The following is an 18,233-nucleotide window of genomic DNA, read 5'->3' as shown; positions in this document are numbered from 1 at the left end:
CGCAGCAAAGACGGGCGCGCAGCGCCCCCCTGTATCTCGTTGAGGCCCGTCAAGCTGTAAGCTGCGGATGGGTCAGCCTACCGGGAGCTACCATTCGCCCCCCCCCCCCCCCCGGTGCCTCGAGCACCTGGGGGGCTGCGCCCCCAGTGGGTGGCCCCGATGACGTCCCGTAGGGAGTATATGTCGAACATCACCGTGGTCGAGGTCCGCGACGAGTTGGCGGCATTGCCGGCGGACATTCTCACGACGAGGCTGAACGGCTTTATCGACGCAGGCCGCTTCACCGGCCGCTATGATGGCGCGACGCGCGGCGCGATCGAGGAGAGCTTTGAGCAGAACCTCGCGCGCATATGCGCTCGCGCGGAAACGCCGCGCCTGGCGGGCGTCCAGATCAAGGCGCCCATGCTCTGGGCCCGATGGCGGACTCCTCCCAGCCATCGATCTGCCATTCACCCATATCCTCAAGCCGGCAGGCACCGCTGGCTTCGAGATGCTGCCAATCGTGGAATGGCTCTGTCTTAAATTCGGTCGAGCCGCCGGCTTTGCGGTGCCGGATGTCGCCCTGACGGCGATGCCCGATGGCATGGTCCCAGCGCTCATCGTGGAGCGGTTCGACATCTGCCAAGGACCGGGCGATCAAAGGCGGATCGCGCTTGAGGATTTCTGTTCGATCTTGGATCTTCCCGCCTCGGCCAAATATGATGGGACGATAGAGCGGATGGCGCGCGGACTGCGGCCGCTGTCGACCGACCCTGCGGCCGATCTCGACATTCTCTTCCGCCGCGCGGTTTTCGCGTGGCTGATCGCCGATGGCGGCATGCACCTCAAAAACCTTGCGCTGCTCAAAATCGCCCAACCGGATGCCAGAGCATTTACTTCAGTTCGTTTCGCTCCGCTTTATGATGCGGTCACGACGCGGGTATCCTCACCAGACAACACCTAGCGGCTTGTTGCCGATGCATGAGACTCTAGTGCGGGCTGATCTGCTTCAGCTCAGTTTGTTGATCGACTCCCGCATGTGATCGACGCTGACGCTTGAATAGCGCTGGACCAAGCGTTTCGACCGTGAAAATGGCAACGCTGCGCTGGGTCGGTTGGTACAACAATCACCGGCTCTTCGGACCTATCGGGCACATTCCACCCGCTGAGGCCGAAGACAACTACTATGCAGACCTCGAGAACCTCGATATCGCTGCATAGCCCAATGAAAACTGCCTCCTGAAAAGCCGGGGCGCTTCAGCGTGCAACTGGACGATAGTTATGGCGAACCGGCTCCTCCAGCGGAAACGAATGGGAAAAGCAGAATTGTTGCCATTAAGGCCAGTGTGAAAGCGGCTATGTTCCGCCATATCATTCCATCGCGCCGCCAGAGCCAAGCGCGAGAGAAACCAGAACTACTGGCGGGCCACCACGCGTCCGCCAGTAGTCTGGTGATGGGTCCTGCTTCTGGCTCTGCGCCTCGCATCGCGGCATAAGCTGCCGCGCGCCAGCAATAATTTGCCATCCTAAGGGGCAATGGAAGCGCGGCTTCGCGCGATAACACCGTACGCTGGCCATTATTGTTCTTCCATGCCGCAACGGGGATCGGGACAGAAACGACGCTTCTTCGGTGTCGCCTTGTCGGCGCTGTGTTTCGCGGCCATTTGCTCGCCAGTGATGGCGCAGGATGAAGGAACGAGCGCGTTGACCTTGTCGGGCGGCTTCGACCTTATCGAAATGCGGATGGGGAAGGGGGACGATGCCTTTCTTCTCGACGGCACCTTTTCCTACGGCGGTGCGACCGATCAGGTCATGCTGGTGACCCAGGGAGGCGGAGCGCTCGGCGGTCAGATCGATGAGGTGCAGGCGCGCCTCTTCTTTGGACATACGGTGGGAAACACGACGTGGCTGGCGGGTGTGCGGAAGGATTTCAAACCCCATCCGCGCGACTTCCACGCCGCGATCGGAGTGCAGGGCACAGTGGGCTCGCGCCTTAGCTGGGAGAGCTACCTCTTCCTCTCGGACGATGCGCAACTGACCGGTGAAGGGCAACTCATCTACCAGTTGCCGATCACGGGGCGGCTCTATCTCGAACCACGCGTGGCGGTCGGATGGTCCGCGCAGGGCGCGGCAGGGCAGGGTATGGCTTCCGGCCTCACCGAAGGCGAAGGGACGTTCCGCCTCCGCTATCGGCTGACGCCCAAGATCAATATCTATACAGCGGTGGTCCATGAACGATTGCTTGGCGGCACCCGTCGGCTGGCGCGTCAATCGGGCGATGCGTTGCAGTCGACCATGGCGGTGATCGGGTTCGGCTTCAGCCTGTGACTTTTCAGATCTGCCAAGATTCGGTCTGTCGGCGTGTCGCGAGCCTATTCGTGGCGAGCTCAACCGGCGCCGGACGGTAAATTTTCGGCAGGAGGCACGAGCCTGCCGCAACGGCTGTAGGCAATCATGGAAGCAGTCGGCCGTCCCCTACTCCGCACCCCCAAACAGGCGCTCGATCGGAAAGCCGTCGCGCATGATCGGAGAACCCAGAACGATATAGCTGAAATATTTCTCGATGCCCGCGTCGCTCTCCAGCAGCCCCTCGATGATGCGCTGATAATGACTGACGCTGCGGGCGACGACCTTCAGAAAATAGTCATAGCCTCCGCTGACATGGTGGCACTCGACGATTTCGCATACTTCCCTCGCCCGCGCGAGGAATCGCCCGAAATCGGCAACGCGGTGATCGGCCAATGTTACCTCGGTGAACACCATCAGGTAATCGCCCATTTTCTCCAGCGCGACCCGCGCACCGTAGGATTTTATGTAACCTGCATCCTCCAGCCTCTTCAGCCGGCTGAGACATGGACTGGCGGACAAGCCGATGGCGTTCGCCAGACCGACGTTCGTGACGCGACCCTGTTCCTGGAGATAGGACAATATCTTGAAATCCAACCGGTCCAGTTTTTCCATTGCACGCTCCACCCGCGCGATCCGCGCGGCCGATGCTATGATTTTTCGGTCGGCAGAATCCATCGGCTCGATACGTCCAAGCCTGATATTTGGATTGTACAAAGCTCCTGAACCGCAGAATCTTTGGCGGCATTACCTCATGATGGACAGGCAGACCCCTTGGCCTGCCGAAAGCAGATGGGACGGGGAAACAGACCAGCGAAATGAAGCTCGACCGGATCGATATCAAAATTCTCCGCAAGCTGCAGAGCAGCGGCCGCATCAGCAATGTCGATCTGGCGGAAGCGGTGGGACTGTCGGCCAGTCCCTGTCTGGCAAGGATCAAGAAGCTCGAGGCGGCGGGGATCGTGATCGGCTATAACGCCCATTTCGATCTCACTAAGCTTGGCGATTTCGTCACCGTTTATGTGCAGGTGATTTTGAAAAACCATCGGCGGGCGGAGGCGGAGCGGTTCGAAAGGGCCGTCTTGCGTATAGCCGAGGTAGTCGAGTTCCACATGGTGAACGGCAAATTCGATTATCTGGTGAAAATCGTTGCTCAGGGCTATGACGGGCCGGCGCGAATTCTGGAACAGATATGGCAAGCGGATCTCGGCATCCAAAGCTATTCCATATTCATCGTTTCCAGCACGCCGATCCGCAATTCGTCGCTGCCGCTTAGCGATTGATCTTTGGTGAAGGCGCCAAAAATTGGAAGAATTCGCTTCCGACAATTTAATGCACAGCGGAAATTGTCGATAAAGAGACGCTATTCATCAGGCTCTTCAACGACAGCAAAGGTACGGCCCGGTGTTCAGACCCAAATTTATCAGCTTTGACTGCTATGGAACGATGATAAACTTCATCATGGGGCCGACCGCCCGCGAAATTTTTGCCGAGCGGGTAGACCCATCGGAAATGGAGCCCTTTCTGGCATCCTTTCGCGCCTATCGCCTTGACGAGGTTCTTGGTGCCTGGAAGCCTTTCCATGATGTCGTCGCCAATTCAATCGAGCGTACGTGTCGGAAGCACGGCGTCATTTTCGAAGCCAAGGATGCGCAGGCTTTATACGATGCCGTTCCGACGTGGCAACCGCACCCGGACGTTCCGGGTCCGCTGTCGCGAATCGCCGATCATTATCCGCTGGTCATCCTGTCCAATAGCATGGTGGACCTGATCCCACACAGCGCCCGCAACATCGGCGTGCCCTTCTACGCCGTGCTGACGGCGGAGGAGGCGGGTGCCTACAAGCCGCTCATGCGGCCCTTCGAATATATGTTCGATCGCCTGGGCTGTTCGCCCGAAGATATGATGCATGTGTCATCGAGCCCCCGCTACGATCTGATGACTGCCCACGATCTCGGGTTTGGCGCGAAGGTCTTTGTCGATCGCGGTCATGAGCCGCCGACAGAACATTATGGTCTCACCCGCATTCGCGATTTCAACGATCTGCCGGCATTGCTGGGACTTTGAGATCGCGGGTGCTGATGGCCGGCCATTTCAACTTCGCTGAATAGAGGAATTGCCGCTGCCGTGAAAAGGACCGTCAAGCTGGATGCGACCGACCTGCGAATCATGGCCGTTCTCGAAAAGAATGGCCGTATCACCAATTCTGCCTTGGCGGAGAAGGTGGGTCTGTCGCCCAGCCCTTGCCTGACGCGGGTGGATCGCCTTGAAACGGCGGGCTACATCACCGGCTATGGCGCACGTATCAATCTTGCGGCGATCGGCGAACTGGTCACGGTATTCGCGGAGATCACGTTGCATGACAGGCGTATGGGAACGGTATCGCGCTTCGAGCAGAAGCTGAAGACTATCGACGAACTTCAGGATTGCGCGCGCATCAGCGGCGATTGCGACTATATATTGAAGTTCGTGACCCGGTCGGTGTCGCATTATTCCCAAACGATCATGAAGATCGTCGAGGAAAGCGGTCTGGTCGACCGCTATTTCAGTTATTTCGTCGTGCGCAGTTTTGAGGTCGGGCAACGCGGGTTCCTCGATCTCGTTCAATCGGCGGACTGACATGGGCATAAAGATGCTCGAGCCGTTTCAAATCTCAGCCTGATCGATCGGCACTCCGCACGAATTCGGCACATTTTACGGCAGCATGTCCCTCATAGCATGCCAGCATGCGGAACGTCGAAATCTGTCGGGTTGCGCAGGAAATACCATCGCGGCTCGATCAACATGGGGCGAAATATGCTACTCGATCCGACGCTTACCACCCAGCCGCCCCAACTCGGCGCGCAGGATGCAGAAGACCTGGCGCGAAACATCTTCGGCAAGGCGCTCCATGCCGTTGAACTGAGTGGAGAAAGGGATCGCAACTTCAGGATGACCGCCCCCGACGGCAGCCAGTTCCTGCTGAAGATATCGAACCCCGCCGAAGCGCGCGAAATCGTGCATCTGCAAAATGCTGTGCTCAATCATCTCAAGGAGGCGGCGCCTTCATTGCCCGTGCCACATCCAGTGGCGGCCCTCGACGGGCGGTACCACACGGACATATCCTTGGCCGACGGTCGCGCTTCGATCCTTCGGATGCTGACATTCCTGCCGGGAACGCCGCTTGTCGCCTCGCCTAGGACGACAGCGCTGCGTCAGGCGCTGGGCCGCTGTCTCGCCTCGCTCGATCGGGCCCTTCATGACTTTGTCCATCCGGCGGCAGAACATGATTTGCTCTGGAACGTGGCGGCCGCGCATCGCCTTGCCGGGATGATCGACAGCATTGCCGACCCGGCGCGGCGCGTGCTCGTCCGGCGCTTCATGGATCATTATGAGACAAACACACTGCCGGCACTCACCAAGCTGCGCGCGCAGGTGATCCATAATGATTTCAACCTAGGCAATGTGCTGGTCCGACCAGACCGCACCGACGAGGTGGCGGCTATCATCGATTTTGGCGATGTGATCCACGGGCCGCTCGTGGGCGAGATCGCGACTGCCGCTGCCTATCAACTGGTGGACGGTCCCGACCCGCTTCGGAATGCAGCGGAAATGATCGGCGCCTATCACGGTCGGCTGCAGCTGGAGCCGGGGGAGCAGACCGTGATGCTGGACCTGGTGATGGCGCGGCTTGTTATCACGGTGCTCATCACCGAATGGCGCGCGACACGTTACCCCGAAAATCGCGCCTATATCATGCGCAATAACGGTCTCGCATGGGCGGGCCTCGACCATATCGACCAGCTGCCTCGGGCCGAGGCCAGCCGCCGTTTGCTTCAATTCTGCCAGTCAGGAGACAATGAATGACCTTCGTGGATGTGTCCTCCGTAAACGCCTTCATCCCCGGGCAAGTCGAACTCGATGCACATGAGGCGCGGATGATCGAACAGCGCGACCGGCTGCTTGGGCCTGCTTATCGGTTGATGTACCAAAAGCCGCTCCATTTCGTCCGTGGCGAGGGTGTGTGGCTCTACGACCCCGATGGACGGCGCTATCTCGATACCTACAACAATGTCGTGTCGCTCGGCCATTGCCATCCTGATGTCGTAGAAGCGATCACCCGACAGGTGGCGACGCTATGCACAAACACGCGCTATCTGCACGAAACCATCCTTGAGCTCGCCGACAGTCTGCTTTCGACCGTGGAGGGCGATTTGTCGCATATGATGCTGACCGGCTCAGGCAGCGAAGCGAACGATCTTGCCTATCGCATCGCGCAGGTTCGCACTGGCGGAACCGGTGTCATCGTCACTGAGACCGCCTATCATGGCATAACCGACGCGGTTTCGAAATTCTCTCCGACATTGGGTGAGGGCGTTCCGCTGGGGATGCATGTGCGCACCGTTCCCGCGCCAGCGGCCTATCGTACCGGTCCCAATGTCGGCGAACGCTTCGCGCGCGACGTGGAGTCGGCGATCGCCGATATGAAGAGACACGGTATCCGGCCTGCCATGCTCATCGTGGATTCACTTTTTACGAGTGACGGCATCCTTCCCGAAGAGCCCGGATTTCTGAAGGGTGCAGTCGAGGCAATCCGCAAAGCCGGCGGCATTTTCGTCGCCGACGAGGTGCAGCCGGGCTTCGGCCGGACCGGGAGCCATATGTGGGGGTTCCAGCGGCATGGCATTGATCCCGACATCGTGACGCTTGGCAAGCCCATGGGCAACGGACAGCCCATTGCCGGTCTGTTGACCCGGCATGACGTGGTTGAGGAGTTCGGGCGCAGTTCCCGCTATTTCAACACGTTCGCGGGCAACGCGGTGTCCTGCGCAGCGGCGGCGGCGGTGCTCAAGGTCATCAAGCGCGACCATATCATGGACAACGCCCGTGATGTCGGGGCTTATCTCCTGAGCCGAGTCGAGGCCTTGCGGGAGCGGCACGCTTGCCTCGGGCATGTGCGCGGCGCTGGCCTTTTCGTTGCCGCCGATATCGTGACGGACCAGGAGAGCCAGGCGAGCGACCGTGCCCGAACAACCCAGGTCGTGAATGCCATGCGTGAGAACGGCGTGCTGATCAGCGCGTGCGGCGCGGATCACAACATCCTCAAGATCCGTCCGCCGTTGATCTTCAGCCGGGAGAATGTCGATCTGTTCGTCGATGTGCTGGACAAGGCGCTGGAGCTTTAAAATGCCGAAGGGGCGGCAAACCCCTCCGGTTCCGACTTGCCTGTCGTGCTTTCAATAGCCTGTGCTGCGTTCTACCTTGCCTTCCATCGCTGTTCCCGCCCGATGGCGGCGGATATTGGCGATGAGGGCGTGGGCGGCGCTGTCCGCGCGCGTCATGCTCGCGACATGCGGGGTGAGCAGAATGCGGGGATGACTCCAGATAGGGTGGCCTGTCGGCAACGGTTCGGGATCGGTGACGTCAAGCAAGGCTGCGGAGATATGGCCTTCATCGAGCAAGGCCAGCAGATCCTCTGTCACGAGATGGCCGCCACGCGCGGCGTTGATGAGCGACGCGCCCCGGGGCAGTTGCAAGAGCAGGTCGCGGCACAGGATGCCGCGCGTTTCCGGCGTCAGCGGGAGAAGGCACAAGAGAATGTCGCATTCGGCGAGGAAGTCACCAAGCCCCGTCGTGCCGGCATGACATGTCACGCCCGCCAGCCGATGCAGTGAACGGCTCCAGCCCGATAGCGCAAAGCCAAATGGGCGTAACGCTTCGAGCACAGCCTGACCCAATTGGCCCAGGCCCATGACCCCGACGCGACGATGCTGCGCCGGAACGAGCTTGATCGGTGACCAGCGCTCTTCCCGCTGGGCTTCCCGGTAGGCGATAACGTCGCGGTGTAGCATCAGAACCGCCATCGTCGCATATTCCACCATGCCCGCCACGATCCCGGGCTCAATCATCCGCACCACGTCAATATGGGGCGGCAGACCGTCCATGTTGAATTGGTCGACCCCGGCACCGATCGAGAAGAGAACTTCCAGATTGGGAAGGCTCGCGATCAGTTCCGCCGAGGGACTCCAGGCGACCAGATAGCGGATGGCGCTCGGATCGTAGCTTTCGGGCGGCTCGACAAAGGCAATATCGGCCGCTTCCCGCGCGAAAATGTCACGCAAGACCCGGCCGCGCGCAGGATCGGAGGTGTAGAGCAGGGTCATGTCGGAACCTTTCGAGGAGCGCGGCGGCGCTGAGTTGCAACGTGCCACCACATGAGCGGGCCGGTGAGCGCCAGCGCGATTAGGGAGAGGGCGACGAGCAGCCAGAGAGCGGAGCCGGTAAGGCCTATGAACTCGCCGGTATGAATGGGAAGCAGGACCATCCAGAGCGCGCGGCTGCGGGAGGCGGGCATGGCACTCAAGATATGGGGAGACGGCAAGGCCACCGCGACGACATCGACCGCGCGCCCATTCCGATCCGGCGCATGGAAATTGACGGTCAGCCTGTCACCACCGACCCTTATGTCACGGAGCGCCGCGCCGGGGAAAATGCCTTGCGCGAGGGTCACACTCCGATCGATCTGAAGAGCCGATATATTTGCCGGCGGAACGGAAACCCCGCTCCCGACCAGATCCGGAAAAACGAGCAGGAAACCCGTGCAAGAGATGAGAATGAGAAAGCCGCTGGCGATAACGCCCAGGGTCCGATGCACCTGCCGCAGGACGAGGCGGGGGGAAAGCTTCCATCGAATTGCCAGCGCCTTGGCGGGATTGCGCCTGGGCCACCAATAACCGACGCCGCTCACCGCCATGATCGCCAGCGCCAGGCCGTTAAGTGCGATCACCATCATCCCGGCTCGGCCGGTGAGAAGGCGGTAATGGATCTGTAGCGCCGCTTCGAGGGGGAAGCGGGTCAGGTCGCCGGCCCGCAGCACCGCGCCGCCGGCCGGGTCGATCGAGGCATAGGTGCGGCGGCCATCCGCATCGGACATATGGGCGAACCATGTGGCGCGGTCGGTGTCCGGCGCGAACAGACGGAGGAGATGCGTGCCAGGCATTGCGCTGTTGGCGGCGCGTGCCGCCTCTCCCGCTGAAATAAGCGCAGCTCTTCCCCGGCTGGTCTGGCCCGCGGGATCGAGCAGGCGCTCAATAGGTCCACGATATAGAAGCAGCGCGCCAGTGAGCGCCTGAACGAGCAGGAAAAGTGCCATGGTCAGGCCGGCATAGCGATGAAGGCGAAGCCATTGCAGCCGGGACATGATATGCCTGTGTTAAGAAGGGGCAATGCCAGGCCGCCGGCACGAAAATGCCGGCGGCCTGGCATTGCATCAGAAGTTGAAGCTCGCGCGGACGGTGAACTGTCGCGGCGTACCCGGCGCGACCCACAATGCCGCATAGGAGCTGGCATAATATTTCTTGTTGAAGAGGTTGTTCACATCCGCCGACAGCTTGATCTGGTCGGTGATGTTGAACGATCCCAGCACCTTGGCGATGGTGTAGCTAGGCAGGAAGAAGGTCGTCGCTGTCTCCCCCAGCCGCCTGCCGACGTGGTTGACGCCCGCCCCCAGCATCGCCTCATGGTCTCCGATCGAGAAATTCTTGAACAGCAGCGCATTGCCCTGATGCTTGGGAATGTTGATGAGCGGATCGCCTTTGAGGATCTGGAAGCCGAAATTGGGATCGAGCGCGTTGGTCGCCCACTCCGCATCGGTATAGGCATAGGTCAGGAACAGCTCGAACCCGGCGGGCAGCTTGGCGTTGAGGTCAAACTCGATGCCCTTGCTCTTTGCCGATCCCACCGGCTTGGAAAAGCCCGCGTTGGCCGGGTCGGTCGTCAGCACATTATCCTTCTTCATCTTATAAAGCGACAGGGTGCTGGTGATGCGTCCGTCGGCCGTCATGAACTTGGCGCCGACTTCATAGGATTTGCTGATTTCCGGCGCGAAAGGATTGCCGTCGAAGCCCACGCCGCTGTTGGGACGGAAGCCCTTGCCATAGCTGGCGTAGAAGGACAGGCTACTCACCGGCTCGAACACGAGGCCGGCCATCGGGCTGAACTTGGTATAGGATTTGCGCGGATTGGTGTTGTTGAGGCGCAGATCTATATCCTGGCTGAAATCGTCATAGCGGCCGCCAAAGCGTATCTTGAACTGCTCGGTAATCTCGATCTGGTCCTGCGCGTAGATGCCCCAGGCCTTCTGGATTTCGGTCGCGTTCTGGATCACGGTTCCCGGCGTGGGCGCGGGAATGTTGTAGTTGGGGTTGAAAATGTCGATCGCATAGGACTGGTCGGAAGCGATCGGACGATAGCGGGTCTGGTATGTCTTGATCTTGAAGCGATCCCAGTCCGCGCCGATGCGGATATTATGGACGATCGATCCCGTGTTGACCTTTCCGCTGAGCTCCCCGCGGAACACCATATGGGTGGTGCTGTAATCCCGATAACGGCGCTGGCGGGTCAAGGTGCGTCCGTCATTGTCGAGCCGCTGTCGGCTAAGCACCAGTTCCGGATCGCTGGAAAAACCCTCGAACGTGGTGTCCTTGTAGCCCGCACCCAGCATCAGCGTCCAATCCGCGCTGAAATCATGCTGGTACTGCGCTTGATGGCCCAGCACCTCGACCTTGACCGGGCCGTCATTGGGATTGCCGAGGAACCGGCTGTTGGGGATAGCGCCCAGATTATAGCTGATAGAGCCGTTGGCGTTGACAGTCGGGATCGCCACCACGCCGCGCTCAAAAGGTACCTCCTGGTTCACATATTCCAGTTCATATGTGAAGATGTCGGCATCAGACAGCTTGGCTAGGAAGGACGGGGTGAGCGTATATTTCTGCGTGTTGACCGTGTCGCGGAAGCTTTCCGCCTGCTCGGACGACCCGTTGATCCGCACCGCGACGCTGTCCGACAGCGGCAGGTTATAATCCGCTTCGACCCGGTATGTCTCCCAGCTGCCCGCGGATATGGCGAAGCTGCCGCCTTCCTTGAAGGTGGGTTTCTTGGTCACGATGTTGACCGTGCCGCCCGGCTCGCCGCGCCCGAACAACGCCGAGTTGGGGCCTTTCAGAATCTCGATCCGTTCGACGTTCGACGCGTCGCGCGGACCGCCATAGCCACGTCCACCGTTGAAGCCGTTGACCAGAAAGCCGCTCGGGAAATTCTCGTCGCCCGCAAAGCCGCGGATTGCGAAACTGTCCCAAAGGCCGCCAAAATTATTCTGGCGCGACACGCCGCTCGCCAGTTCGAGCGCGGTGTCGAGGCGGGTGATGTTGAGATCGTCGAGCAGTTTGCCTTCCAGGAACTGCACCGCCTGGGGAATTTCCTTGACCGGCGTATCGCCGAAATATTGCCGCTTGAGGCCGGTGACCACGATGTTGCTGTCGGAGGCCGGGTCTGCCGGCTCTTGCGCCAGAGCGGCGGGCGAAAGCGCGGCAGACAGGGCGATGGCGGCGGAGCCCGCGAGGAAGCCAAGGCGGCGGACCGATGACATGCGCATGATGTGTTCCCCTTATGAAATCGCTGTTCCCGATGTCCTGCGAAGTGGGGCTGGCTTTTTATGTCCGCACGGGCTTTGTCCTGCCTGTCGCGGAAGCCTTCGCCGGGGTGGTTCTTTCCACCTCTTGTTACGGATCAGGCTAGGCCGCGTTACGGAAATATTACGTCAAATTCATCGGGCCGGCCGGTGCAATATTGTGAATCGATGAACCCTAACGGCATGAACATGCGGGGCGGTCCGCACCTCATCTGCCCGGGTCAAAATTCCGATACGTCGATCTTTTCGCCGCCACTGAACCGGGAAAGGCGATAGGGTTTCGGGTCGACGATCGGGGTTTGACCCGACGCGATATCCGCAACCAGATGTCCGGCACCCGGACCGATGCCAAAGCCATGGCCGCTAAAGCCAGCAGCCAGAATGAAGCCGGGGATGTTCGGGATTTCGCCGATAACCGGAACGCCATCCGGTGTGCTGTCCACGAAGCCTGCCCAGGCCGCGACCATCGGCACCGAGCCCAAGGCAGGGATCAGGTCGGCTGCGCGCTCGATCGTCAGCCGCACCGTCTTGGGATCGGCGATCGGATCGAGGATACGCACCTTTTCCATCGGCGTGGGGCCATCGAGAGTCCAGCGCGTCATTCCCTCATGTCGACCGCGAAGGCCGTGCAGGCCGCCCGGCGACAGGCTGCGCCAGCGATTCTTGAACATCGGCAGGAACTTGCTCTGATAGCGCAGAAATTGCAGCGTGGGATCGACCTTCGCCCGGCCGCTGATCGCCAGCGTGTGGCAGCCATCGTCGCGCCGCGTGATGGACAGCGACTTGCTGTAGAATGCGTCAGGGAGGTTGAGACCGCTCGTGCCCACCGCCAGGATCGATTGGCGCACGGTGGCTTGCGGAAAATCCACGCCCAGCTGGCGCAGGAAGGACGATGCCCATGCGCCGCCTGCATGAATGACCAGCCGCGTACGGATCGTGCCGCGCTCGGTCACCACGCCGCTGACCGCGCCGCCGGCGGTTTCGATGCCCCGCGCCGCGCACGCCTGATGCACGCTGCTGCCCATGCGCATCAGCGCCCGTGCGACCGCCGGCACGGCCATGCCGGGATTGGCGATGCCGTCATTTTGCGAATGTACCCCCCCCTTCCAGCGTTCGCCGGTGAAGCGGGCGTGCTGGGTCGCCTCCTCGCTCGACAACATGCGCGTCTTGACGCCGACCGACCGGGCATATTCGCCCCAGCGCGCCCAGGTGTCGAGTTCCTCGTCATTATTGCTGACATAGAAGAGGCCACAGCGGCGGAAGCCGGTATCTTCCCCCATATCCTCGCCGAACGCCTGCCAAAGGTCGAGCGCCTTGGTCGCCAGCGGCAATTCACGCTCGTCGCGATTTTGCTGGCGGCACCAGCCCCAGTTGCGGCTCGATTGTTCGCCGCCGACCACGCCCTTTTCGACCAGCGCGACCTTGAAGCCGCGCTTGGCCAGATAATAGGAAGTGAAAGCGCCAATGATCCCGCCGCCGATCACGACAGCGTCTGCTTCGGCGGGAAGTTCGGGCGAGGATTCGATGAAACGCAACGGGGCGGGCATGGAACGGGCCTCCAATGTTCGGACGGATCAGGCGAAGCCTAGAATGGACTTGATCTCGAGATATTCTTCAAAGCCAAAGGCGCCATATTCGCGGCCATTGCCGGATCGCTTATAGCCGCCAAAGGGTGCATGAGGGTCCCAGGCGGGATAGTTCAGATGCACCTGTCCCGTGCGGATGCGGCGGGCGACGGCGCGGGCCTGATCAAGGTCGGCACCCTGCACATGACCGCCAAGCCCGAAGATCGTGTCGTTGGCGATCGCGACCGCCTGATCGACATCGTCATAGGGGATGATCACGAGCACGGGCCCGAAAATCTCCTCCTGCGCGATGCGCATGGCGCTGTCGACGTCGGAGAAAATGGTCGGGCGTACGAAAAATCCCTGCTCCAGCCCTTCGGGCTGCCCCGGTCCACCGCAGACGAGCCGCGCGCCTTCTTCCATGCCGACCGCGATCATCGCCTGCACGCGCCGATATTGCGCGTGATTGGCGATCGGCCCCATGATCGTTTCCGCCTCGCTGGGCTGGCCGACGATGATCGACGCGACCGTCGCGCGGGCGATCGCCTCCACCTCGGCCAGCCGGTCGCGCGGCACGATCATGCGTGTGGGGGCGCTGCACGACTGACCGACATTGCGGAAGGCGGACATGACGCCGGGCGGGACCGCCTTTTCGAAATTGGTGTCGGGCAGCATCAGATTGGGTGATTTGCCGCCCAGTTCCTGCGTCACTCGCTTGACCGTGGGCGCGGCCGCCTGCGCCACCAGCACCCCGGCGCGGTTGGAACCGGTAATGGAGATCATGTCGATGCCGGGATGCGCCGCCATGGCCGCACCGACTTCGGCCCCGGTGCCGTTGACGAGGTTGAAGACACCGGCCGGCGCACCTGCGTCATGCACGATCTGCGCGAACATGAGTGCGCTCAAGGGCGACAACTCGCTGGGTTTCAGCACCACCGTGCATCCGGCGGCCAGCGCCGGCGCGACCTTCGCCGCGATCTGGTAGAGCGGCCAGTTCCAGGGCGTGATCAGCCCACACACCCCTATCGGCTCGCGCACGATAGCGGTGGTGCCGCGCATCGTCAGGAAATCATAGTCGCGCAACACGTCGATCGCGGCCTGCACATGAGCGGCCGCCAGAGGGATATGGGCGGCGCGCGCATGACTGATCGTCGCACCCATTTCCAACACCAGCGCCTGTGCCAATATTTCCGCACGGTCGAGCATGAGCGCGTGGATGCGCTCCAGCAGCGCCAGGCGATCCGCGACGGCGGAAAGGGCGAAGGACGGGAAAGCTGCGCGGGCGGCGGCAACCGCACGGTCGAGGTCCGCCGCCGTGCCGGCAGCGACCTTGGCCACCACGTCGCCGGTGGAGGGGTTGACGACCGGCAGCATCTCGCCGGCGTTCACCGTAACCCACGCGCCGTCGATAAAGGCTTCTCCGCCGCGGGCGATCGCCTGGCTCAGTTTGTCCATGGTATCAACGGTCATTTCACAAGGTCCTGATAGCGGTAATAGGCTCCGACGAACGGCAGGAACCAGGGCTTGCCGAAATGGCCGGGAATGGCCGGCCAGTCGAAATCGCGCCAGGGGTTGAGGTCGGCCCGGCCGTCCAGCACCTCGGCCATGATCGCGCCCATATAGGTCGCCATATGGGTGCCGTGGCCGCTATAGCCCATCGAGTAGAAGAGGCCGTCGCGCTCGCCCGCGCGAGGCAGGCGGTCCCGGGTCATGTCGACCATGCCGCCCCAGCAATAATCGATGCGCGCGTCGGCTAGCTCGGGGAAGACGCTGACCATCGACTGGCGCAGGATGACCCCGCTCTTCGCGTCGGACGCCGCGTCGCTGCGCCCGGAAAAGCGCGCGCGCCCGCCGAAGATGATGCGATTGTCGGGAGACGTGCGGAAATAGCTGACGAAATTGCGCGTGTCCGTGGTGTTGCGGCGATGGGGCGTCAGCCGATCGAGCAGATCGACCGGCAGCGGTTCGGTGGCGATCAGGAACGCTCCGATCGGTACGATCCGGCGACGGAACCAGCCCAGCGGCCCGACCGCCGACGTGCCGGTCGCCAGCAGCACCTGACTGGCGCGCACGGTCCCTTGCGGCGTCTTCAGTTCATGCGCCTGTCCCGCCAGCCGCTTCATGCCGATGACCGGATTATACTCATGGATCAGCACGCCATGCCGGGCGGCGGCTTCGGCGAGCCCCTGGCCGAACTCACCCATGTGCATGTTCGCGCCCTTTTCGTAGAGCATCCCGCCAAAATAATGATCGGAGCCGATCTCGCCGCGCATGTCCGATCGCGGAACGAGCCTCGTTTCCGGATCGACCTCGCGGGCCAGCAGCTCCTGCGAACGGACGATCCTGTCATAATGTTCAGGCTTGGCGGCGAGCTTCAGCTTGCCGACGCGGGCGAAATGGCAGTCGATGCCTTCCGCGGCAATGATGGACTCGACCTTGTCCACTCCCGCGTCGAAGGCACGGTAGAGCATATTGGCGCGCTCGCGGCCGAGCTTGCCGACCATGCCGGCATAATCCTGCGCGAAACCGTTGTTGCACATGCCCCCGTTGCGGCCCGACGCCGCCCCGGCGACCCGATCAGCCTCCAGCACGACGACCTTCGCGCCTTTCTTCGCCAGTGCCAGCGCGGCGGACAGGCCAGTGAAGCCGGCGCCTACGACCGCGACATCCGCGGTCCCATGCGGGCCACCGGGCGCGCCGGAGGCGAAGGGCTTGGTCGTGTCGAGCCAATAGGACATCATCTTCATGCGGCTGTCTCGCCGCGCGGCATGGCCTTCATTTGCATCACCAGCCGCGCATCCGCGACCATGTGGCGGATATGGCATGGCCGCCATGCTCGATCACATTATAGGTCTCGTGCTGCGCGCCGGTCGCGCAGGCATGATTGGGTAGAATTCGCACGCGCGATCCGAGGGGCAGGTCGGGCAAGGCGGCGGTGCTGCCCGCGCGGAGCTTCAATATGCCATGTTCCTGGCTCGCATCCTCGACGATCAGATCGCCAAAGGGCATACCGTCAATATCGCAAACCAGCCCATAGCCCTGATCCACCGGATGCTTCTGCGTGCCCCGGTCGCGCGAGAGCGCCATCCAGCCAGCATCGATCAGGATCCAGCCCTTTTCGGGGCGGTGACCGATCACGGTCGCGACAACCGAGAGGGCGATATCGTCGAGCGCGCAGACACCGATGCCCTGCATCACAAGGTCGAAGAACATGAAGACGCCGGCGCGGACTTCGGTCACGCCGTCAAGATTGCGCGCGAAATGGGCGGTCGGGGTCGATCCCACGCTGACCACCGGCGCGGCATGCCCCGCGGCGCGCAGCGCTTCAGCCGCGGCGACGGCGGCGGCCCGTTCCGCCTCGGCCGCTTCGGGCAGACCCACGCCGCCGCGCGCGCCATAGGACTCGCCCGCATGGGTCAGAACGCCGGCCAGTGTCACGCCGCCATCTCGCAGACTGTCTGCCACCAGCAGCAAGGCCGGATCGTCCGGCGGAAGCCCGCCCCGATGGCCGTCGCAATCGATTTCGATCAGCACCTTGGGCATGGGTGCGCCATCCCGCGCGGCCTCGCCCAGTGCCTCGGCCTGATCGACCGAGTCGATCAGGACCGACAGGTCAATGCCGCGCGCCACCAGATCGCGTGTACGCCCGATCTTGTCCGGGCTGAGGCCCACCGCATAGCAGATGTCGGTAAAGCCGCCGGCGGCGAAATATTCGGCCTCCGCCAGCGTCGAGACGGTGATCGGCCCTTCGCCCGAGGGAAAGAGCCGCCGCGCCACGTCGATCGACTTGGCTGTCTTGACATGGGGGCGGAAGGTGACGCCAAGCACATCGAGCCGGCCGCGCAGCCGGGCGATGTTGCGATCGACTTTGGCGAGATCGAGCACGAGCGCCGGCGTTTCGATTGTGTCGACACGCTGGTCCGCGAGCGCCTGTTCCGATTGCATAACCGTATCGATCATCTCTTTCACCTCTTCAGCCGAGCGACTGGTTGGAGAGCGCGTATAACCGCACGCCATCCCGCGCCTCCGGGGGGGCGCCAAGCGCCATGCACAAGACTTCGCCCACCTGCGGCAGGCCCAGGCTTTCGATCCACGGGCCGAGCCCGCCGCTGCGATACACGTCGATGCGGACGAAATCGCCCACATGGCGGGCGGCGAGCGCGGCGATCAGCGCCTTCGCATCCTCGTCGCTGGGGGCGATGACCGGCCCGATCACTACGCCCCGGCCCCAACGGCGTACACAGCCATAGCCCGCCGCCGCGCCGTCCCGCTCGATCACCAGCACATCGGCCATGGCAAACAGTGCGTTGAGCAGGTTCGTGCGATCCATTCCCGCACCCGCGCGGTCCAGCTCCATCAATGTCGCGCGGTCGTCGGCAGTGGCGGGACGCAGTGGCAGCGCTGGATCGAGCTCCGGCGTTTCAGCCAGCACCGCCTGATGCTGGATCACATTGTCGAAGGGCGTGAAACCCCGCTTGCGATAGAGCGCCTGTCCCTCGTCGGTGGAATTGAGGATGATGCGACGTCCCGCCGCGTCAGCGAGCAGGGCGTCCATCAGTCGCGCGCCGATCCCGCGCCGCTGCGCTTCGTCCGCCACGATGATCATACCCGCGGTGGCGAAGTCGTCGCCATAGGGCCACCAGAGCGCGGTGCCGACGAGGCGCCCGTTCATCTCGACACCGAACCCCCGGCCGAGATCGAACGCGAATGCCCAGTCCTCCGCACGGTAAGGCCATTGAACCGCCCGCGACAGGGCGAGCGCCTGGGGCAGATGATCGCGCGTCAGCGGCATTGCATCGCTCGTCACCGTCGTCTCGGGAAATATGTCGGTCATGTCGCCAGCCCCACGGAAATTATTGCGCGGGCGCGGCTGCGCGCGCGCAACCAACGCCCCC

General features: G+C 62.2%; 17 protein-coding genes and 1 pseudogene. 9 read left to right on the top strand and 9 right to left on the bottom strand.

What is annotated here, in order from left to right; genetic code table 11:
• Window positions 1-180: 180 nt before the first annotated feature.
• From H5V43_RS23605 to H5V43_RS11110, 4 genes and pseudogenes are all read left to right on the top strand, one after another.
• Window positions 181-522 carry a hypothetical protein gene (locus H5V43_RS23605; protein ID WP_025548359.1) on the top strand — a complete coding sequence of 114 codons (342 nt, stop codon included), beginning with the start codon at window positions 181-183 and terminating at the stop codon, window positions 520-522.
• A complete protein-coding gene (locus H5V43_RS23600; RefSeq protein ID WP_025548357.1) occupies window positions 491-943 on the top strand; it encodes a HipA domain-containing protein in 453 nt (150 codons plus the stop codon). Before H5V43_RS23605 ends, H5V43_RS23600 begins: the two co-directional genes overlap by 32 nt.
• Before the next feature lie 122 nt (window positions 944-1,065).
• Window positions 1,066-1,200, top strand: a pseudogene (locus H5V43_RS11115) (IS3 family transposase); the annotation flags it as partial.
• Window positions 1,201-1,656: 456 nt separating this feature from the next.
• Window positions 1,657-2,307 (top strand): copper resistance protein B, encoded by a 651-nt coding sequence (locus H5V43_RS11110; protein WP_025548355.1) that lies wholly within the window; start codon window positions 1,657-1,659, stop codon window positions 2,305-2,307.
• A 147-nt stretch (window positions 2,308-2,454) separates the two neighbouring features.
• Here the strand turns inward: H5V43_RS11110 and H5V43_RS11105 are convergent, their stop codons facing one another.
• Complete coding sequence (locus H5V43_RS11105) at window positions 2,455-2,940, bottom strand: Lrp/AsnC family transcriptional regulator (protein ID WP_025548354.1); 486 nt, start codon at window positions 2,938-2,940, stop codon at window positions 2,455-2,457.
• Window positions 2,941-3,143: 203 nt separating this feature from the next.
• On the opposite strand from H5V43_RS11105, the gene H5V43_RS11100 reads away from it, so the two are divergent.
• From H5V43_RS11100 to H5V43_RS11080, 5 genes are all read left to right on the top strand, one after another.
• On the top strand, window positions 3,144-3,608 hold the full coding sequence (locus H5V43_RS11100; protein WP_037481985.1) for an Lrp/AsnC family transcriptional regulator: 465 nt from the start codon (window positions 3,144-3,146) through the stop codon (window positions 3,606-3,608).
• 121 nt (window positions 3,609-3,729) lie between these two features.
• Complete coding sequence (locus H5V43_RS11095) at window positions 3,730-4,392, top strand: haloacid dehalogenase type II (protein ID WP_193666657.1); 663 nt, start codon at window positions 3,730-3,732, stop codon at window positions 4,390-4,392.
• A gap of 60 nt (window positions 4,393-4,452) precedes the next feature.
• Window positions 4,453-4,944, top strand: a complete 492-nt coding sequence (locus tag H5V43_RS11090) for an Lrp/AsnC family transcriptional regulator (RefSeq protein WP_025548352.1) — start codon at window positions 4,453-4,455, stop codon at window positions 4,942-4,944.
• A 99-nt stretch (window positions 4,945-5,043) separates the two neighbouring features.
• Window positions 5,044-6,171 carry a phosphotransferase gene (locus tag H5V43_RS11085; RefSeq protein WP_338055767.1) on the top strand — a complete coding sequence of 376 codons (1,128 nt, stop codon included), beginning with the start codon at window positions 5,044-5,046 and terminating at the stop codon, window positions 6,169-6,171.
• Window positions 6,168-7,490, top strand: a complete 1,323-nt coding sequence (locus H5V43_RS11080) for an aspartate aminotransferase family protein (protein WP_128830712.1) — start codon at window positions 6,168-6,170, stop codon at window positions 7,488-7,490. The genes H5V43_RS11085 and H5V43_RS11080 overlap by 4 nt, the downstream gene beginning before the upstream one ends.
• Window positions 7,491-7,541: 51 nt before the next feature.
• Here the strand turns inward: H5V43_RS11080 and H5V43_RS11075 are convergent, their stop codons facing one another.
• The 8 genes from H5V43_RS11075 to H5V43_RS11040 all read right to left on the bottom strand — a co-directional run bounded on the left by H5V43_RS11075 (window position 7,542) and on the right by H5V43_RS11040 (window position 18,172).
• The gene (locus H5V43_RS11075; RefSeq protein ID WP_025548349.1) at window positions 7,542-8,468 is read right to left on the bottom strand and encodes a 2-hydroxyacid dehydrogenase; all 927 of its coding nucleotides are present in this window, start codon (window positions 8,466-8,468) and stop codon (window positions 7,542-7,544) included.
• On the bottom strand, window positions 8,465-9,505 hold the full coding sequence (locus H5V43_RS11070) for a PepSY-associated TM helix domain-containing protein (protein WP_025548348.1): 1,041 nt from the start codon (window positions 9,503-9,505) through the stop codon (window positions 8,465-8,467). Before H5V43_RS11070 ends, H5V43_RS11075 begins: the two co-directional genes overlap by 4 nt.
• A gap of 69 nt (window positions 9,506-9,574) precedes the next feature.
• The gene (locus H5V43_RS11065; protein WP_193666655.1) at window positions 9,575-11,737 is read right to left on the bottom strand and encodes a TonB-dependent siderophore receptor; all 2,163 of its coding nucleotides are present in this window, start codon (window positions 11,735-11,737) and stop codon (window positions 9,575-9,577) included.
• Between the two features lie 257 nt (window positions 11,738-11,994).
• Window positions 11,995-13,320: an NAD(P)/FAD-dependent oxidoreductase gene (locus H5V43_RS11060; protein WP_025548346.1), complete on the bottom strand. Its 1,326-nt coding sequence runs from the start codon at window positions 13,318-13,320 to the stop codon at window positions 11,995-11,997.
• A 27-nt stretch (window positions 13,321-13,347) separates the two neighbouring features.
• On the bottom strand, window positions 13,348-14,808 hold the full coding sequence (locus H5V43_RS11055; RefSeq protein ID WP_193666654.1) for an aldehyde dehydrogenase family protein: 1,461 nt from the start codon (window positions 14,806-14,808) through the stop codon (window positions 13,348-13,350).
• A complete protein-coding gene (locus H5V43_RS11050) occupies window positions 14,805-16,085 on the bottom strand; it encodes an NAD(P)/FAD-dependent oxidoreductase (protein WP_025548345.1) in 1,281 nt (426 codons plus the stop codon). The genes H5V43_RS11055 and H5V43_RS11050 overlap by 4 nt, the downstream gene beginning before the upstream one ends.
• Window positions 16,086-16,122: 37 nt before the next feature.
• Complete coding sequence (locus tag H5V43_RS11045; RefSeq protein ID WP_025548344.1) at window positions 16,123-17,298, bottom strand: alanine racemase; 1,176 nt, start codon at window positions 17,296-17,298, stop codon at window positions 16,123-16,125.
• Window positions 17,299-17,311: 13 nt separating this feature from the next.
• Window positions 17,312-18,172: a GNAT family N-acetyltransferase gene (locus H5V43_RS11040; RefSeq protein ID WP_025548342.1), complete on the bottom strand. Its 861-nt coding sequence runs from the start codon at window positions 18,170-18,172 to the stop codon at window positions 17,312-17,314.
• Between the last annotated feature and the right edge of the window lie 61 nt (window positions 18,173-18,233).

It is taken from the genome of Sphingobium fuliginis, assembly GCF_015074805.1.
In the GTDB taxonomy this organism is placed as follows: Bacteria; Pseudomonadota; Alphaproteobacteria; order Sphingomonadales; family Sphingomonadaceae; genus Sphingobium; species Sphingobium fuliginis.
This window is presented reverse-complemented; position numbering and strand designations above follow the sequence as displayed.

Excerpts from the sequence above, each read along its gene's own strand:
- H5V43_RS11105 (WP_025548354.1), bottom strand. The coding sequence starts at position 2,940 with ATGGAAAAACTGGACCGGTTGGATTTCAAGATATTGTCCTATCTCCAG.
- H5V43_RS11050 (WP_025548345.1), bottom strand. The coding sequence starts at position 16,085 with ATGAAGATGATGTCCTATTGGCTCGACACGACCAAGCCCTTCGCCTCC.
- H5V43_RS11070 (WP_025548348.1), bottom strand. The coding sequence starts at position 9,505 with ATGTCCCGGCTGCAATGGCTTCGCCTTCATCGCTATGCCGGCCTGACC.
- H5V43_RS11075 (WP_025548349.1), bottom strand. The coding sequence starts at position 8,468 with ATGACCCTGCTCTACACCTCCGATCCTGCGCGCGGCCGGGTCTTGCGT.
- H5V43_RS11080 (WP_128830712.1), top strand. The coding sequence starts at position 6,168 with ATGACCTTCGTGGATGTGTCCTCCGTAAACGCCTTCATCCCCGGGCAA.
- H5V43_RS11110 (WP_025548355.1), top strand. The coding sequence starts at position 1,657 with ATGGCGCAGGATGAAGGAACGAGCGCGTTGACCTTGTCGGGCGGCTTC.
- H5V43_RS11040 (WP_025548342.1), bottom strand. The coding sequence starts at position 18,172 with ATGACCGACATATTTCCCGAGACGACGGTGACGAGCGATGCAATGCCG.
- H5V43_RS23605 (WP_025548359.1), top strand. The coding sequence starts at position 181 with ATGTCGAACATCACCGTGGTCGAGGTCCGCGACGAGTTGGCGGCATTG.
- H5V43_RS11060 (WP_025548346.1), bottom strand. The coding sequence starts at position 13,320 with ATGCCCGCCCCGTTGCGTTTCATCGAATCCTCGCCCGAACTTCCCGCC.
- H5V43_RS11085 (WP_338055767.1), top strand. The coding sequence starts at position 5,044 with ATGCCAGCATGCGGAACGTCGAAATCTGTCGGGTTGCGCAGGAAATAC.
- H5V43_RS11100 (WP_037481985.1), top strand. The coding sequence starts at position 3,144 with ATGAAGCTCGACCGGATCGATATCAAAATTCTCCGCAAGCTGCAGAGC.
- H5V43_RS11055 (WP_193666654.1), bottom strand. The coding sequence starts at position 14,808 with ATGACCGTTGATACCATGGACAAACTGAGCCAGGCGATCGCCCGCGGC.
- H5V43_RS11045 (WP_025548344.1), bottom strand. The coding sequence starts at position 17,298 with ATGATCGATACGGTTATGCAATCGGAACAGGCGCTCGCGGACCAGCGT.
- H5V43_RS23600 (WP_025548357.1), top strand. The coding sequence starts at position 491 with ATGCTGCCAATCGTGGAATGGCTCTGTCTTAAATTCGGTCGAGCCGCC.
- H5V43_RS11065 (WP_193666655.1), bottom strand. The coding sequence starts at position 11,737 with ATGCGCATGTCATCGGTCCGCCGCCTTGGCTTCCTCGCGGGCTCCGCC.